Origin of the sequence: Psychrobacter sp. TB15, from assembly GCF_000511655.1 — a bacterium.
Classification (GTDB): domain Bacteria; phylum Pseudomonadota; class Gammaproteobacteria; order Pseudomonadales; family Moraxellaceae; genus Psychrobacter; species Psychrobacter submarinus.
Map to the genome: position 1 here is coordinate 20334 of NZ_AYXN01000043.1, position 17689 is coordinate 38022.

Sequence of the window (17689 nt, forward strand, 5' to 3'; positions counted from 1 at the left end):
GAGTATGGGTAAAAAATTAATGCATTGGGTGGACGCGCGCTTTCCTGCGACTGAAACCTACGAATACCATATGTCCAAATACTATGCACCAAAAAACTTCAATTTTTGGTATTTTTTTGGTGTGTTGTCGATGGTGGTATTGGTTAACCAATTGGTAACTGGTATCTGGCTGACCATGATGTATAACCCAAGTGCTGAAGGCGCGTTTGCCTCGGTCGAATATATCATGCGTGATGTCAAAGGCGGCTGGCTCATCCGTTATATGCACTCGACAGGTGCATCAGCGTTCTTCGTAGTGGTCTATTTGCATATGTTCAGAGCCTTGCTGTATGGCTCATATCAAAAGCCACGCGAGCTACTATGGCTGATCGGTATGGGTATCTATCTTGCCTTGATGGCAGAAGGGTTCTTCGGGTATCTATTGCCTTGGGGTAATATGTCATTCTGGGGTGCTCAGGTTATCTTGAACTTACCAGCAGCGTTGCCGGTCATTGGTGATGGTCTTGCTGAGTGGGTACGTGGTGATTACATCATCTCAGGTATTACGCTGAATCGCTTCTTTGCGCTACACGTTGTAGCTATTCCGCTAGTCTTAGTTGGTTTAGTATTTATGCATATCGTGGCTTTGCATCACGTTGGTTCTAACAACCCTGATGGTATCGATATTAAGAAGCTCAAAGACAAGAATGGTGTACCGTTAGATGGTATCGAATTCCATCCGTACTACACTGTGCATGACATGGTTGGTATCGTAGTATTCTTTATCTTGTTCTTTGCAGTGGTGTTCTTCTTCCCAGAGGGCGGCGGTTATTTCCTTGAGCCACCAAACTTTGAGACAGCGAACTCACTGAAAACACCAGCACACATTGCACCAGTATGGTACTACACGCCATTCTACGCTATCTTGCGCGCGGTGCCGAATAAGCTGGGCGGGGTCATCGCCATGGGTGCGGCCATCGCTGTACTATTCTTGATACCGTGGCTCGACAGATCACCTGTACGCTCAATACGCTACAAAGGTATCTTGTCTAAGATTGCACTAACTGTCTTTGCTATTAGCTTTATCGTACTTGGCTATTTAGGTGCGACACCTGCCACGCCAACTGCGACTATTATGGCTCGTGTATTCACGATTCTATATTTCTTATTCTTCTTACTAATGCCGTTTTACACTGCTATTGAGACGTGTAAACAGCCACCAGAACGCGTTACCGGAGGTCACTAATGAGAACCCTAATCAAATCCCTAGCTGGTCTAGGCTTAGGCGCGGCATTGACCTTGACGGCTGGTAGCGCAATGGCAGCTGGTGGTGGATGTGGTACATTCACCAACGCTGAAGGTGTGGAAGAGCATTTGGCTTGTAGCGACGCTCCTATTGACTTCACTAACAAGGGTTCGCTACAAAACGGCGCAAAAATGTTTATGAACTACTGTGCTGGGTGTCACTCGGCGAAGTATGTTCGTCACTCACGTATCGCCAAAGACCTTGAAATACCGCCAGAGCTGGTCGAGAAATATCTGATGGTGACCACCGATCAAATCGGTGATCATATCGATGCTGAGATTGACCCTGAGCTACAAGCGTCTTGGTTCGGTGCGGCGCCTCCTGATCTATCTTTAGTCAACCGTTTACGCGGTGATGATTGGGTCTACACTTACCTGTTATCTTTTTACGAAGATCCTAGCCGTCCTTGGGGCGCGAACAACCTAGTGTTAGCTAACGCGGCTATGCCTCACGTCTTGCACAACCTGCAAGAAAGCGTGAGCCAAGAAGAGTTTGAGTCTGAAGTCGGCGACTTAGTTAACTTTATGGCTTGGATGGGTGAGCCGGTTCGTCATGATCGCCGTGTCATCGGTGCTTTTGTCATCCTATTCCTACTAGTATTGCTCATTCCGGTCTACTTACTCAACAAAGAGTTCTGGAAAGATGTTAAATAAGTAAGCGCTAAAGCTAACTGATTTGTACTAAAAAAAGCATTACCTCGGTAGTGCTTTTTTTGTGCAAAAAAAATGTGCAGACAATGTTTAATAGCCATAGACCATTGGGACAGCAGAGAAACCCTCAAACTGGCTACGCTAACAAATTATAGATAACCGCGTGGAATTGGTTAGCATTTACGCTTACTGTCTTGATTAACAAGGTGAGTTTGTTTACGATGACAGCCTTAATAATGAATATTAGGCTGCTATGATTGATGCGAATGACATTCCCAGTAGTCAGCTGATCTTATATGCTGATGATGGCTACGATAGCCATGTCGTGCGCTTATTACTGGAAGAAAAAAAACTAGAGTATTACCTATCGCGCTTGCACTCTGAGCGCCCTGAAGACTTAACTGAACTAAACCCTTATCATACTTTGCCAGTACTACAGCAGCGTGAGACTGCGTTATATGAGATCAACGTTATCTTTGAGTATTTAGAAGAGCGTTATCATGCCAATAAATTACTCCCTGAGACCCCGCAAGAGCGCGCGCAGTTTCGACAATTGGCTTGGCGCATTCAGCGTGATTGGCTAGTCTTGGGTAAACGTCTGCTGATGCACCCTGATAGCTTTAATAAAGCTCAAGCAGCGCTGGCTAAGAAGCAACTAGCCGACTCGCTGATTACTTTAGCGCCCCTATTCGCTCATAAGCCTTACTTTATGGCCGATGAGTTTGGCTGGTGCGATGTCTTGTTAGCACCGCTGTTATGGCGATTAGAAGAGATGCAAATTGAGCTACCACGCAATATCAGTCGCCCATTGCTGGACTATCAAGAGCGGTTGTTTGAACGTAAAAGCTTTCGGGCCAGTGTGCGCTAACCTTTTGCCGTACTTTTATAACTTGAGAATACTTGTTACTATTATTTTGTAAAATATCAGTAGAGGAATAAAAAATGAGTGATACCCCTATCGCTACTACCCCAACGCGCCCTTATATGGTACGTGCTATCTACCAGTGGATAGAAGATAATGCACTAACCCCTTACTTGATGGTTGATGCCACGGCAGAAAACGTACAGATTCCAACTGAGCACGTGCAAGATGGTCGTATCGTCCTCAATATCGCCAGTCGTGCCACCGGTAATATGAGTATGGAAAATGATTATATTCATTTCAGCGCGCGTTTTGGCGGTGTGTCGCAAGAGATTTGGGTACCCTTGCAAGCGGTACTTGGCATCTATGCTAAAGAAAACTCGCAAGGGATGTTTTTTGATCCTAACGAGTACGATAACTATGAGCCTGAAGAAGAGGCTAGCGCGGTAGCGAATAAACCAAAAGCTGCGACTAGACCTAAACGCGATAACAAAGCGGGCTTAAAGATACTCAAATAGTCTGCACAAGATAAAGCATTAAACCATAAAGAAGGAGCCTTATAGATAGGCTCCTTTTTTATTAGCATATGTTTAATCAATCTAAGTTCTAGGCAAGGTCACTCCGCGTTGACCTTGGTATTTACCGCCGCGATCCTTGTAGCTGGTCTCGCAGACATCGTCGCTATCGCTTTGGAAAAACAGCATTTGCGCCACGCCTTCTCCGGCATAAATACGCGCTGGCAAATTGGTGGTATTACTGAACTCTAGCGTTACATGCCCTTCCCACTCAGGCTCTAGCGGCGTGACATTGACGATGATACCGCAGCGCGCATAAGTCGATTTGCCTAGACAAATGGTCAGCACATCACGCGGAATACGGAAATATTCCATCGTACGTGCTAAGGCAAACGAGTTTGGTGGAATAATGCACTCATCGCCAACGATATCAATGAAGCTTTTTTCATCGAAGTTTTTGGGGTCGACGACGACTGAATGTACGTTGGTGAATACTTTAAATTCAGGAGCGCAGCGCACATCGTAACCGTAGCTTGAGGTGCCGTAGCTGATGAGACGCTCACCTGCGTCATTGAAGCGCACTTGACCGGCTTCAAAAGGCTCAATCATCTGCTGATTTTCAGCCATTTCACGGATCCAGCGGTCAGATTTGATAGACATTTTTATTCCTTAGCAAATTTTTAATAGCGACGATTATACGGAATTGATGACTGAATTTACAGGGTCGTCATCACTTTAAAAGTGGCGGCATTATAAAAGCGAGCCTTTGCATAAATGCCTTACCCAATCACACTTTTGACCTTCAAAAAATCCGCTTATCATCGCTAGGTTTGGCAAATTTATTGATATTTTTTTCGATGTTTTTGGCAATGCTCAAATAGTAAGTCGCAAATTCATCATCAGCCAAAACGCTTGGCTCACCTTTATCTACTTGGGCGCGGATACCACTGGCGAGTGGTAGTTGTCCTAATAGTGGCACCTGATACTGCTCAGCGATAATCTCACCGCCGCCCGTTCCAAAGATGGCTTCGGTATGCTGGCAGTTACTGCAAGTATGTAGCGCCATATTTTCAACCACACCCAGTACGGGAATGTTGGTCTTATTAAACATCTCAATGCCTTTTTGTGCATCGAGCAGTGCGACATGCTGCGGGGTTGTAACAATTACTGAGCCAGTCACCGGAATGCGCTGGGCAAGCGTTAGCTGAATATCACCGGTACCTGGCGGCATATCGATAACTAGGTAATCGAGCTGCGGCCAGTTGGTCTGATTATACAGTTGCATCAGCGCGCCTGTCGCTTTGGGACCACGCCAAGCCACTGGCGTATTATCGCCATCGAGCAAGCTGCCGATAGAGAGCATCGCTAAACCGTGCGCCTCGACCGGAACGAACTGATCGTTTTCCAGCTCAGGCTTAACATCGGCAACCCCAAGCATCGTTGGCATACTAGGGCCATAAATATCGGCATCAAGCACCCCAACCTTGTGACCTAGTTTCTGTAATGCCAAGGCAATATTGACCGTCGTTGTTGATTTGCCGACGCCGCCTTTACCTGATGCCACGACAATAATGTGACGAATACGCGGATGCGCGGCTAGAGAGGCTTGGGTGGGAGCGGCCTTAGTGATAGCGGGTTCAGCATCGCTACGAGCGGCCTGTGACGGTGTACTGCCCGCCATAGCATTAGTGGTCTTTGGCATCGAGGTCGCTGACGATTTGGGCAGGCTTGCGCTCGAAGCTTTGGGAGGCGCAGGCAAGCGGACATTCATATGAATAACCTTAATACCGTGAGGACGCAGCAGTTGCCCAAGCTCCTGCTGAATCACTTCAGGGTCACTACTGTGCGGCAAACGCAAGTCTAAAGTGAGCTCATGATCATTACGCTCAAGGCCGGTGACCATAGTCGCAATGCTCGCATCACCGACGTGATAGCTCAGCAACACCTTATCAACCGCGCTATCACGCTGCGCTTGCTGCTCTGGAGTTTCAGGTTTGGTCTTTTTTTTAATAAAATTAAACATAGTTGCCTTTATCATTATTATCAGTATTTGTCGTTATTATAACATCAATAAGACGTGTCTTAGCCGATAGCCAAAAACCTCGAGGCAATAAATAGGTAGATAAGCACACCTGAGGCATCGCTGATTGAGATAATCAAAGCCCCAGCGGTACGCTCGGCATAAGCGGCAAGCCTGCGAATATCCTCTCGCTGCGCTTGCGCTAAAGCAACTGCCAAGCAGAACTAGGGTTGATGAGCGCCAGTATATCCGCAATATCAATGGGTCGTAGCGCTTCAACCTGATCGGCTGCTTTATCATATTGTTGTTGGTCAATAGCACTACTTATCTTTAATGCAAAAGCTTCATTATCCATTCTTTTACTCCGAGCAGCCTAAACGATGCACTTAGCAATCATAAAAAAGAGCCAATAGTATGAATAGTATTGGCTCCAATTAATAGATGTTATCTGTCAGTGCCAAGATCGAATGTTCAACACGCCCTAAATACTGCTCTTGATTTTTATCGAGCAGTAGCTGTTGGTTTTAGCTATCGCATTATAACGACTGAAAAACAGCTATTGAGCAATGGCTACTGGCGTCTTTTCTTGTAGCTCAGCAAAGCTGACGCCCTCGGCCAGCTCAACCAGTTGTAAGCCGTTATCAGTGACGTCCAACACCGCAAGCTCAGTAATGATGCGATCGACTACGCCTTTACCAGTCAAAGGCAGCTGGCACTCGGCTAGTATTTTAGGATCGCCATGTTTGTTAACTTGCTCCATCAGGACAATCACCCGCTGCACGCCGGCGACCAAATCCATCGCCCCGCCCATACCTTTGACCATCTTTTTGGGGATCATCCAGTTGGCCAGATCGCCGTGTTCCGAGACTTCCATCGCGCCTAGTATGGCAAGATTGACATGCCCGCCGCGTATCATCGCAAATGACTCTGAGCTACCAAAATAGCTTGCGCCAGAAGCTGCGGTAACCGTTTGCTTACCAGCATTGATCAAATCGGCGTCGACGGCATCTAATGTAGGGAACTCACCAATACCCAGCAAGCCGTTCTCTGATTGTAGCCATACGTCTACGCCTTCAGGAATATAGTTAGCGACTAGCGTTGGTAGACCAATGCCTAAGTTGACATAATAGCCGTCTTGTAGCTCTTTTGCCGCGCGCTGTGCCATCTGCTCTCTTGTCCATGCCATGTCGTACTCCTTTTTTGATTACTTTTTAAAGTTGCTTTTTTAAGCGACTATCATTCATTAACACTCTAGTTATTACCACGATCTAAAGTTACTCCAAATCGCGTATTCAAGCGCTGCCAGCCTCTTTGACCGTGGTTTTTTCGATGCGCTTTTCAGGGCTAGCATTCAATACAATACGTTGCACAAAAATACCGGGCAGATGCACTTCATCTGGATCAAGCGCGCCGGTCTCGACGATTTCTTCGACTTCGACGATGGTGATTTTTCCCGCCATCGCGCAGTCTGGGTTGAAGTTGCGAGCGGTCTTATTAAAGATAAGGTTGCCAGCTTTATCGGCTTTCTGCGCTTTGATAAGAGCCACATCGGCAGTTAAAGAATGCTCAAGCACATAAGTACGACCATCGAAATTTCGTGTCTCTTTACCCTCGCTAACTAAAGTGCCGACACCTGTTGCGGTATAAAACGCTGGAATACCTGCCCCGCCTGCGCGTAGTTTTTCGGCGAGCGTGCCTTGCGGAGTGAGCTCAACCTCAAGCTCGCCTGCTAAGTACTGACGCTCAAATTCTTTATTTTCGCCAACGTAGGATGAGATCATTTTTTTAATTTGCCGCGTTTGCAGTAGTAGCCCTAGGCCAAAGTCATCGACGCCAGCGTTATTACTGATACAAGTTAAGTCCTTAACGCCGCTATCCCGTAGCGCTGCGATGAGCGCTTCAGGTATACCGCAGAGCCCAAAGCCTCCTATAGCAAGGGTTTGGCCATCCTTGACGATATCTTGTAGAGCGCTCTTTGCACTGTTGTACACTTTTGATTGACTCATGCTTATCTCCTTTAAGCTATTTTTTTCATTTATTTTCGATAATCACTTACGCATTTTTTTATTTTAAAAAACATAGACTTAACGATAAAAATTAAACGGTAAGCGTATTACACTAAAAAGATACGTATCATATCGTTATATATTATTTAAAAAGATTATGCTAACTTACCATAATATTTTGATAGAGCCTAGAGAAAAACTCAAAGCCGTAATAATGAGTTGTAGCAACTTATACCGACAGCAGTACTAAGTCATCCCTCGCTGCCTTTTATTCGCTTTTTGACGCTACTCTTTATCAAATCATTATTTCAGTTAGCAGTGAGTATATCTTACTCATTATTTTTTATGCCAAGGAGAGGCGGTTATGTTTAGTACCTTTGCTATTGTTATTACCTTGCTACTACTGATGTTCTTCGCTCACCGGGGATATTCAGTACTGATTTTGGCCCCGATTGATGAACCGCTGTTGTTTAGATAATTACTAAGCACTATCACATAAATGATAGATTTACGGTATCATAGACAAAATTTTTAATTTAGAAATATCTCATTATTAGGATCGATAACGATAAAGCTTGAAAAGTCGAGCCGTGAGATAATCAACCCATTTATATCGATAACAAAGGTGATAAAAGTGCGTGAAATTTTAGTAACTAGTGCCCTACCTTACGCCAATGGCTATATTCATTTAGGCCATCTTGTAGAATATATCCAAACTGACATTTGGGCGCGGGCAATGAAGGCACAAGGCCATCAAGTCACTTATGTTTGCGCTGACGATGCTCATGGTACGGCTATTATGCTAAAGGCTGAAGATAACGGCATCACGCCAGAGGAGCAGATCGCTTCGGTCAAAGCCTCGCACGAAGCTGATTTTGCTAAGTTTTTGATTGAGTTCGATAATTATCACAGCACTCACTCCGCTGAAAATAAGCACTACTCAGAGCTAATTTATCGTCGGCTCAATAGCGCCGGTCACATCTCAACCCGTGACGTCGAGCAATTATTTGACCCTGAAAAGCAGCTGTTTTTGGCCGATAGATTTGTCAAAGGCGAATGTCCTGAATGCGGATCGGCCGATCAGTACGGGGACAACTGCGAGGTTTGCGGCACCACTTATGATGCCACTGAGCTGAAAAACCCGCGCTCAACGTTATCGGATGCCACGCCAGTACTTAAAGTCTCTAAGCATTACTTTTTTGATTTACCAGAGTTCGAGCAGTTCTTACAAGATTGGACACGCAGTGACAAGCGTCTACAGCCTTCAGTTGCCAATAAACTACAAGAATGGTTCGATGCCGGTCTTGCCAGCTGGGATATCTCGAGGGATGCGCCCTACTTTGGCTTTAAGATACCAGACACCCCTGAGGGCGAGCCGGATAAATACTTTTATGTCTGGCTGGATGCGCCTGTCGGCTATATGGCAAGCTTTCAAAACCTGTGTGATAAGCGCGCAGGCACGGACAACGCGCTCGAATTTGATCGCTACTGGGCGGCTGAGAATGAACATAAAACGGAAGTTTATCATTTCATTGGTAAAGACATCGTTTATTTCCATGCTCTATTTTGGCCGGCGATGCTTGCGGGTAGCGAATTCCGCACGCCCACTGGCGTCTTTGCTCATGGCTTCTTGATGGTCAATGGCGAGAAGATGAGTAAGTCGCGTGGTACTTTTATTAAGGCTGAGACTTATGCAGAGCACTTACACCCTGAGTACCTGCGCTATTATTTTGCCAGTAAACTATCAGATAAAGTCGAAGATATTAACCTAGATCTTGAAGACTTTATGCAAAAGGTCAACTCTGACTTAGTCGGCAAAGTGGTCAATATCGCCAGCCGTAGCGCCGGATTTATTGTCAAAAAATATGATGGCATGCTCACTGAGGTTTGCGCGGAGCCTAAACTACTAGAAGACATCACTAAGACTGGTGATGAGATCGCCACCGCTTACGAGAACCGCGAGTTTAGCCGTGCTATGCGTCTGATCATGCAGTGCGCGGATAAAGCCAACGAGTACATCGACGAGAAAAAGCCTTGGGCGCTTGCCAAGCAGGAGGGCACTGAGCAAGAAGTACAAGACGTCTGTTCAGTAGCGATTAATATCTTCCGTCAATTGATGGTGTATCTGGCTCCGGTATTGCCTGAGCTAACCCATAATGCCAAAGCGTTTTTGAATATCGATGATTTGAGCTTTCATAGCCGTAACGAGTGGCTGCTCGGTCATCAGATTAATAAGTTCAAGCCGCTGATGCAGCGTATCGAAGAAAAAGATGTCACTGCGATGATTGAAGCCTCAAAAGCGTCATTGGGCGAATCAAAAGAGGAACCAGCTGCAACTGATAAAGAGGACAACAGCGCTGAGCAAGCCGACTATATCGGTATCGAGGATTTTAGCAAAGTTGAGATGAAAGTCGCGCACGTTTTAGAATGCAGCCACGTCGAAGGCGCAGACAAGCTTTTGCAGTTTACGCTCGATGTCGGCGAAGACAAGCCGCGCAATGTGTTTAGCGGTATTCGTAAGTTTTATGAGCCTGAGCAGTTGATCGGTAAAAAGGTGATATGCGTGACGAATCTTGCGCCGCGTAAGATGAAGTTTGGCACCTCAGAAGGAATGGTGCTCTCTACTGGCAATCCTAAGACTCAGCTCACGGTCGTGACTTTGCCTGATGCTTGTGTGGTTGGTGATTTGCTTGCTTAGTTTTATATTTACAAGCTCATATACATTGAGTCTTATAAACCCTAAGTCTAAAAAGGTGCCTAGCTTGGCACCTTTTTAGACTTAGGATTCAACCTTAGCGCTAAATCTTTTGAACATTTTAAAACTCAATAGTATTGAGTGATAAAATCATTAAAACATCTGACTTGCCGAATGATAATTTTAGCGGTTTTTTGAACTTATAAAACTTATCCGCTAATTTTTTATTGCGAATCGTTACATTACTGTCATAATATAACCAATTATATTTATGAATCCTCTATTTTATCTCAGTCAGCTGCAGGCGCGCGCCGAAAGTGGCGCTTGGTTAAGTGGACGAGCTGACTTGCATTTTCCAACCGAAGAGTTAATTTGATAATGACTATTGCTACCCCTCTACGCCTAAGCCTATGCGGAGCTGCTCTCAGTGCCATCAGTATATTTGGCTTAGTAGGTTGCTCAAACTCGGCTACTGAAACCACCACTGATGATGCGGCTACTGGTAGCGAAAAACCAGCCAAGACTCTCGCTATTACCCAAATCGTCGAGCATCCATCACTCGATGAGATCAGACGCGGGCTTATAGAAGAGCTGGCAGATAACGGCTACGTAGAAGGCGAAAACCTAACGGTGAATTTTCAAAGCGCGCAAGGTAATCTAGCCACCGCCGGACAGATTGCCAAACAGTTCGCCGGTGACCTGCCAGACGCTATCGTCGCTATCTCAACGCCCTCTGCACAGTCTATTGTCGCTTCCACGACTCAGGTTCCTGTCATTTATACCGCTATCTCTGATCCATTAGCTGCCAAGCTTATCGATGAAAACGGTGTCCCTGCGCAGTCTAATGTCACGGGCTTATCGAGCCAGCTGCCTATTGAGCCACAGTTAGATCTCATTCAGAAAGTTGCGCCTAATGCCAAAACTATTGGCTATGTTTATAGTCCTGGTGAGGCCAACTCAGTCACTGTGCTCAATCAGCTCAAAGCAGCGGCTCCTGCGCGCGGGCTCGAAATCTTGGATCTAACCGCTAATCGCCCAACCGATGTGGCGATGGCGACTCGTAGCCTAGATGGTCGCGCCGATGTCATCTATACCTCGCTCGATAATAATGTCGTCTCAGCGTTTGAGGCGATGGCAAGCGCAGCAAACGAGCTCAAAATCCCAGTCATCGCCTCTGATGAATTCAGCGTTAGACGCGGCGCCACTGCCGCGCTTGGGGTCAATGATTATGACTTTGGCCGCGTCACAGGTGAGATGGTTTACCGAGTATTGAACGATGAAGCGGTCGCGACAGTTAAACCTCAAGTGATGAATGATCTGACTTTATATGTCAGTCCTAAACATGCACAAGCGCAAGGCGTGACTTTATCTGACGAAGTACTAAAAGGCGCTATCAACGTCGATGACCAGTAAGCCTAGGACGTTGGCGATAAAAGATTAATTGAAGCATTATTAAAATGAGTATAGGAATTAGCAAAGGATTTGCTAATAACTACTGATTATGACCCTATCTTCCTTTACTGGTTGTATGGACACATTTTTATCTTTAGGAGTAAGACCTATGTTGTATCAGAAACGAGCTAGCCGTTTTAACTTTACCAAAGCTTTAATGCTAGGCGGCGTTTGTACCGCTATTTTGACCGGCTGTAATCAATCGCCAAACGATGACCCTGACACTATCGATGGTGCCGCTGGTGGTGAAGTGGCCACAGAGACGAAATCAGTCGCTATTACTGCTATCGTTGAGCATCCAGCGCTAGATGATGTACGTAAAGGCGTGGTTGATGAGTTGGCCGAACAAGGCTTTAACGACGGTGAAAACTTGACGCTAAACTTCCAAAGCGCGCAAGGTAATACCGCCACTGCCGGCCAGATTGCCAAGCAGTTCGTTGCTGATGAAGCCGACGTCATTGTCGCTATCGGTACACCATCAGCGCAGTCTGTAGCGGCGGCGACTAGCACGATTCCGCTAGTATTCTCAGCAGTAACCGATCCTGTTGAGGCTAAGCTTGTTACTACGCTTGATGGCTCTGGTACTAACGTTACAGGCGGCTCTGATGCGCTCCCTTATGAGCCGCAAATCGAGCTGATGCGCCAAATTATCCCAAGCCTAAAAAATGTCGGCTACGTCTATAGCCCAGGTGAGGTCAACTCAACCATTACGCTCAAAAACCTAAAAGAAAAGCTCTCACCGATGGGCATTAATGTCCTAGAAGCACCTGCAGCTCGTAGTAATGATATTGCTATGGCAGCTCGTAGCCTAGAAGGTAAGGTCGATATGATCTACACCTCAACCGATAATAATGTGGTTTCAGCCTATGAAGCGCTTTATCAAGTCGCTAAAGAAAGTAAGATCCCACTTATTGCCTCGGACACGAGCTCCGTTGAGCGCGGCGCTATCGCAGCCTTAGGCGTTGATTACTATAGCTTAGGCCGCGAAACCGGTAAAATCGTTGTCAATATTTTAAATGGTGAAAACCCAGGCGCTATTCCGGTTTATACCCCGCAAAACTTAAACCTACATGTCAGCCCAAAACATGCTGAAGAGCAAGGTATTACTTTGCCGCAAGCGGTTATCGATGACGCAGAAGAAGTGGTAGAATAGGCTTATTTTGCTGCTCGCTAAGCTTAGAGACAGCCCAGCTATCCCTTTATAGACTGGGCTTGTTTTTTGATGCTATTATTTTGCTACTTTCTATTTTTTTTGCTACTGATAACGCTATAAAATAAAAGCTTGTTATCTCTTAGCGAATACACGCTTTGGTTCACCCTAATCGCAGATTGCATAATCTGTTTAACCCACCGCTTAGTCGCTGCTAATGTTAGGTAGCACTTGGTTATGACTTACTGATTACTTATGTCTTTAATTGCTTTTTTTGGTGCGCTTGAGAGTGGTCTAATCTACGGTCTTGTCGCCCTAGGCGTCTTAATATCCTTTCGAACCTTAGACTTTCCTGACTTGACCGCTGATGGTAGTTTTCCTCTAGGCGGTGCGATTGCTGGGGTCTCTATCGTTGCTGGGGTTAGCCCTTGGCTCGCTTGCGCCCTTGGTATGCTCGCAGGTTCAGTTGCAGGCGTAGTCACCGCTTGGTTGCATGTTAAGCTTGGTATCTTGCAGCTACTGGCCAGTATCCTTGTGATGGTGGCGCTGTATTCTGTCAATCTGCGCATTATGGGCGCGCCCAACCTGCCACTCTTAGGTGAGACCACTGTCTTTAGCTCACTGGTCACAAACGATAATGGCTTTTGGATGCGCTGCTTGATTATCGGCGCTGTGGTGATGCTAGCCAAGCTGTTTTTGGACTGGTTTTATAGTACTGAGTCTGGTCTATCGATGCGTGCAACCGGCTCTAACCTGCGTATGGCGCAAGCGCAAGGCATCAATACCTCATGGATGACCATTATCGGTATGGCGATCTCTAATGGTTTGATTGCACTAGCCGGAGCGCTCTTTGTTCAGACGCAGGGCGGCGCGGATATCTCTATCGGTATCGGTACCATTGTCATCGGTCTGGCGGCAGTGATCATTGGTGAGACCATTATTCCTGCTAAGCGTATTTGGCTTATTACTTTAGCCGTCATTATTGGCGCGGTGCTCTACAAGCTATTTATCCAAGTGGCCTTGTCGAGCGATACGCTACGTAGTATAGGTTTTGGGCCGCAAGATTTGAACTTGATTACAGCACTGTTGGTCGTGCTAGCATTAGTACTGCCTAAGGCAAAAACCAAGTTTTTATCGCGTAGAGTCAGAGCTTAAAGCAAGCAGACTATAAACCTAGCAATCTAGCAATATAGGCACTTACGATTATGATGCAAGCCAATGATTTACGCCTGACTTTTAACCCAGGCACCCCTATCGAAAACCCTGCTCTTCGCGGGATCAATCTCAATATCGCAGATGGCGAGTTTGTCACAGTCATCGGGACTAATGGCGCGGGCAAATCGACTTTTTTGAATGCAGTTAGTGGTACGACGCGCGTCGATAGTGGTTCGATTTTATTGAACGGTATCGATGTCACCAAAAAGTCAGCCCATCAGCGCGCGCACTGGGTAGCACGTGTGTTTCAAGATCCGATGGCGGGTACTTGTGAAGCGCTGACTATCGAAGAGAACATGGCCCTAGCTTATAAGCGCGGCGGCAAACGTGGTTTGAGCTTCGCTTTAAATCACAATAACCGCGAGCTGTTTCGCGAAAAGCTATCGGTATTGAAATTAGGGCTTGAGAATCGACTTACCGATCGCATGGGACTATTATCAGGTGGTCAACGTCAAGCGGTCAGCTTGCTTATGGCTTCCCTGCAGCCCTCCAAAATCCTATTACTCGATGAGCATACCGCAGCGCTCGATCCAAAAACGGCCGCTTTCGTCTTAGAGCTGACCGATAAAATTGTCACCGATAATAATTTGACAACCATGATGGTCACCCATTCTATGCAGCAAGCCCTCGCCCACGGTACGCGCACCGTCATGCTGCATCAAGGTCAAGTGGTATTAGATGTGGCAGGCGAAAAGCGTCAAGGCATGACAGTACATGATTTACTTGATATGTTTGAGCGCACCCGCGGTGAAAAGATTGATGATGATAGCCTGATTTTGAGTTAATAGGCTCTCGTTTAGACAGTAAGTATTTTTTTTAATGACTGGCCGACTGCTAAAAAACTCAAAGACGCGCGTTATTAAAAATAACTTCTGCTAAAAACCAATAAACGCTCTCACCGATAAAACAAAACCTCAAGGGCTAAATACGCTTAAGGTTTTTTATATAAAAAGGATAATTGCTTTAAAAGCTGACAGTTTATAGACTATCTAAAATTTGCGCTGGCAAAGACACCACATCAAACGCTAAAGCAAAAGGCAATAATACCAGCTTACCCGCTGTACTAGTGCCGCCGCTTGTAGTTTGTTACATCTATGTATTTTGACCAAAAGATTCATGGTATAGGGCTTACTTAGCGCTCGGTACTTAAATCTTACTATCTACTTTGACAAATCCAAAGTACGCAGTCTGAGCGCGTTGGCAATCACTGATACCGAAGACAGACTCATTGCCGCCGCTGCTATCATAGGACTAAGCAGTAGTCCAAACGCAGGGTAAAGTACGCCTGCGGCAATCGGTACGCCAATAGCGTTGTAAATAAAGGCAAAAAATAGGTTTTGTCTAATATTGCGCATGGTCGAGCGGCTCAGCTTATGGGCTTTAGCAATCCCCATTAAGTCGCCTTTGAGTAGCGTCACCCCAGCGCTCTCCATCGCCACGTCAGTCCCCGTACCCATTGCAATGCCGACATCGGCTTGTGCTAAAGCTGGCGCATCATTGATACCATCGCCTGCCATCGCAACCAATTTACCGCTATCTTGCATCTCTTTAGCGATACGATTTTTATCTTCAGGTGAGACATCCGCATGCACGTCATCGATGCCTAATTTATTGGCGACGGCTTGCGCGGTTTTTTGGTTATCACCCGTTAGTATAATGACTTTTAGTCCTGCATCGTGTAGCAGTCCTATAGCGTTCTTGGTGCTGGGCTTGATAGGATCAGCTACGGAGATGACACCAGCGGCCTTGCCGTCTATCGCGACAAACATTACCGTTTCGCCCTCTTTTCTGCGCACGTCAGCCTTGTCTGATAAATCTTGATCATAGCTATTTAAGCTCTCCATGAGCTTTGAGTTACCGATAGCCACGGCTTTACCATTGACGATAGCTTCTACGCCCTCACCGGTGGTTGAATTAAAATTTTGAGCTTTAGGGATAGTCAAGGATTTATCTTGTGCAGCTCTCACAATCGCTTCTGCTAAAGGGTGCTCACTAGCGCTTTCTACTGCGGCCACTAATGCCAAAAACTCATCTTCATCTTGACCTGATAGCGCATCAATGGCCGTCAGCGCAGGTTGTCCTTCGGTCAGGGTTCCGGTCTTATCAACCACGATGGTATCAACTTTCTCCATAGTCTCAAGCGCCTCAGCGTTTTTGATCAATACGCCGTTTTGTGCGCCTTTACCTGTCCCGACCATAATAGACATAGGAGTGGCCAGACCAAGGGCACAAGGGCAAGCAATAATCAGTACTGCAATCGCGTTTACCATAGCGTAGGCCATCGCAGGCTCAGGGCCGAATATGGCCCAAACGATAAAGGTAATAATAGAGATCACAATAACAATAGGCACAAACCAGCCTGCCACTTGGTCAACTAAGCGCTGAATGGGCGCGCGACTACGCTGGGCATCGCTTACCATTTGCACGATTTTGGACAGTACTGAGTCCTCGCCGACATTAACCGCCTCAACCAGTAGCGTACCGGTACCATTTACCGTACCGCCTGTGACGTCGTCGCCTTGCTCTTTGGTCACGGGGATGGGCTCGCCTGTCACCATAGATTCATCAACACTACTACTGCCCTCAACGACCATACCGTCGACAGGAAGCTTCTCGCCGGGTCTGACGCGTAAGTGATCACCCGCGACCACTTCATCTAGTGAAACCTCCACCTCTTCCCCTTTGTCGTTAACTCGTCTAGCCGTCGGCGGTGCCAGCTCAAGCAGGGCACGAATCGCGCCTGAGGTTTGACTTCTGGCTTTGAGCTCTAACACTTGACCGAGCAGAACCAAAGTCGTAATGACTGCGGCCGCTTCATAATAAACGCCAACTTGACCGGATGCCCCTCGAAAGCTATCTGGGAAGATGCCTGGGAAGAAGGTTGCGACAATACTAAACCCAAAAGCTGCGCCGACCCCTAACGAGATTAGGGTAAACATATTAAGGTTGCGGCTTTGAATCGACTGCCAACCGCGCACAAAGAAAGGAGCCGCGCCCCAAACCACGACAGGCGTGGCGAGCACTAACTGAATGATTTGACCCATTTGCCCTGAAAGATCCAGCGGCCCGATCTGCTCAAAGTTAAGGCCGACCATCTCACCCATAGCATAAATAAGTAGCGGTAAGGTCAGCACAGTACAAATCCAAAAGCGACGCGTCATATTATCAAGCTCTTCGGTATCTTCTTCTTCGCCCGCTGTAATGGTCTCAGGCTCAAGCCCCATACCGCATATCGGACAGCCGCTGTTTCTGACGTCTCTAACTTCTGGATGCATAGGGCAAGTGTAAACCGTACCATGGTAATCTTTTGGTACTTTGTCGTACCTGCCGCCTTTAACGGATTTTACTTCACCACCGTCAGCACCTGCGCCGTGACAGTGCGCATGGTCGTGCTCATTAGCGTCTGAGTTGGTAGCTTCTTTAGCAACTTGGTCTTCAGGTTGCAAGAACATACCACATATCGGGCAATCGCTTTTTTCGACATCTCTGACCTCAGGATGCATCGGACAAATATAAATCGTACCGTTATAGTTTTCGGGAACTTTATCGTACTTGCTGCCCTTTACAGATTTTATGTCATTGCTATCCGCATCCGCTCCATGATTATTCTCATGGGGCTTATAGGGCGCATGATTATTGTCATGGCTATTAGCCTCAGTGACTTCGCTTTCAGGTTTGAGCGCCATGCCACATAACGGACAGCCATTATCCTCAATGTCTCTAACTTCAGGATGCATAGGGCAAGTGTAAACCGTACCATGGTAATCTTTTGGTACTTTGTCAAACTTGCCAGCTTCACTCAGTTTTTTGTCCATATTATGAGACATGACGCTGCTCCT

General features: G+C 46.5%; 16 protein-coding genes. 9 read left to right on the forward strand and 7 right to left on the reverse strand.

Annotation, left to right across the window (positions count from 1 at the left end):
* The first annotated feature begins 4 nt into the window (after window positions 1-4).
* The 4 genes from W234_RS0112960 (at window position 5) to W234_RS0112975 (ending at window position 3315) form a co-directional block, all read left to right on the forward strand.
* Entirely contained in the window at window positions 5-1225 is a 1221-nt protein-coding gene (locus W234_RS0112960; protein ID WP_025647253.1) for a cytochrome b N-terminal domain-containing protein, read from the forward strand.
* The gene (locus W234_RS0112965) at window positions 1225-1938 is read left to right on the forward strand and encodes a cytochrome c1 (RefSeq protein WP_025647254.1); all 714 of its coding nucleotides are present in this window, start codon (window positions 1225-1227) and stop codon (window positions 1936-1938) included. The genes W234_RS0112960 and W234_RS0112965 overlap by 1 nt, the downstream gene beginning before the upstream one ends.
* A 250-nt stretch (window positions 1939-2188) precedes the next feature.
* On the forward strand, window positions 2189-2803 hold the full coding sequence (locus W234_RS0112970) for a glutathione S-transferase N-terminal domain-containing protein (protein ID WP_025647255.1): 615 nt from the start codon (window positions 2189-2191) through the stop codon (window positions 2801-2803).
* 74 nt (window positions 2804-2877) lie between these two features.
* Complete coding sequence (locus W234_RS0112975; protein WP_025647256.1) at window positions 2878-3315, forward strand: ClpXP protease specificity-enhancing factor; 438 nt, start codon at window positions 2878-2880, stop codon at window positions 3313-3315.
* An 81-nt stretch (window positions 3316-3396) separates the two neighbouring features.
* On the opposite strand, the gene dcd is transcribed toward W234_RS0112975, so the two are convergent.
* The 6 genes from dcd to W234_RS0113005 form a co-directional block, all read right to left on the reverse strand.
* A complete protein-coding gene (gene dcd, locus W234_RS0112980) occupies window positions 3397-3972 on the reverse strand; it encodes a dCTP deaminase (protein ID WP_025647257.1) in 576 nt (191 codons plus the stop codon).
* Window positions 3973-4114: 142 nt separating this feature from the next.
* Window positions 4115-5335 carry an iron-sulfur cluster carrier protein ApbC gene (gene apbC / locus W234_RS14910; RefSeq protein ID WP_025647258.1) on the reverse strand — a complete coding sequence of 407 codons (1221 nt, stop codon included), beginning with the start codon at window positions 5333-5335 and terminating at the stop codon, window positions 4115-4117.
* A 59-nt stretch (window positions 5336-5394) separates the two neighbouring features.
* Window positions 5395-5550 (reverse strand): hypothetical protein, encoded by a 156-nt coding sequence (locus W234_RS14600; protein WP_156924004.1) that lies wholly within the window; start codon window positions 5548-5550, stop codon window positions 5395-5397.
* A complete protein-coding gene (locus W234_RS14605) occupies window positions 5535-5687 on the reverse strand; it encodes a hypothetical protein (protein WP_156924005.1) in 153 nt (50 codons plus the stop codon). Before W234_RS14605 ends, W234_RS14600 begins: the two co-directional genes overlap by 16 nt.
* Before the next feature lie 201 nt (window positions 5688-5888).
* Window positions 5889-6518 carry a CoA transferase subunit B gene (locus W234_RS0113000; protein WP_025647259.1) on the reverse strand — a complete coding sequence of 210 codons (630 nt, stop codon included), beginning with the start codon at window positions 6516-6518 and terminating at the stop codon, window positions 5889-5891.
* Between the two features lie 106 nt (window positions 6519-6624).
* Window positions 6625-7338, reverse strand: coding sequence for a CoA transferase subunit A (locus W234_RS0113005; protein ID WP_025647260.1), 714 nt, complete (start codon window positions 7336-7338; stop codon window positions 6625-6627).
* A 634-nt stretch (window positions 7339-7972) separates the two neighbouring features.
* Between W234_RS0113005 and metG the strand changes: the two genes are divergently transcribed.
* The 5 genes from metG (at window position 7973) to W234_RS0113035 (ending at window position 14635) form a co-directional block, all read left to right on the forward strand.
* Complete coding sequence (metG, locus tag W234_RS0113015; protein ID WP_198013337.1) at window positions 7973-10036, forward strand: methionine--tRNA ligase; 2064 nt, start codon at window positions 7973-7975, stop codon at window positions 10034-10036.
* Between the two features lie 375 nt (window positions 10037-10411).
* Window positions 10412-11446: an ABC transporter substrate-binding protein gene (locus W234_RS0113020; RefSeq protein WP_025647262.1), complete on the forward strand. Its 1035-nt coding sequence runs from the start codon at window positions 10412-10414 to the stop codon at window positions 11444-11446.
* A 148-nt stretch (window positions 11447-11594) separates the two neighbouring features.
* On the forward strand, window positions 11595-12638 hold the full coding sequence (locus W234_RS0113025; RefSeq protein ID WP_025647263.1) for an ABC transporter substrate-binding protein: 1044 nt from the start codon (window positions 11595-11597) through the stop codon (window positions 12636-12638).
* Between the two features lie 252 nt (window positions 12639-12890).
* Window positions 12891-13790 (forward strand): ABC transporter permease, encoded by a 900-nt coding sequence (locus W234_RS0113030; protein ID WP_025647264.1) that lies wholly within the window; start codon window positions 12891-12893, stop codon window positions 13788-13790.
* Window positions 13791-13840: 50 nt separating this feature from the next.
* Complete coding sequence (locus W234_RS0113035) at window positions 13841-14635, forward strand: ABC transporter ATP-binding protein (RefSeq protein WP_025647265.1); 795 nt, start codon at window positions 13841-13843, stop codon at window positions 14633-14635.
* A gap of 375 nt (window positions 14636-15010) precedes the next feature.
* On the opposite strand, the gene W234_RS0113040 is transcribed toward W234_RS0113035, so the two are convergent.
* Window positions 15011-17677, reverse strand: a complete 2667-nt coding sequence (locus W234_RS0113040) for a copper-transporting P-type ATPase (protein WP_025647266.1) — start codon at window positions 17675-17677, stop codon at window positions 15011-15013.
* Window positions 17678-17689: the final 12 nt, after the last annotated feature.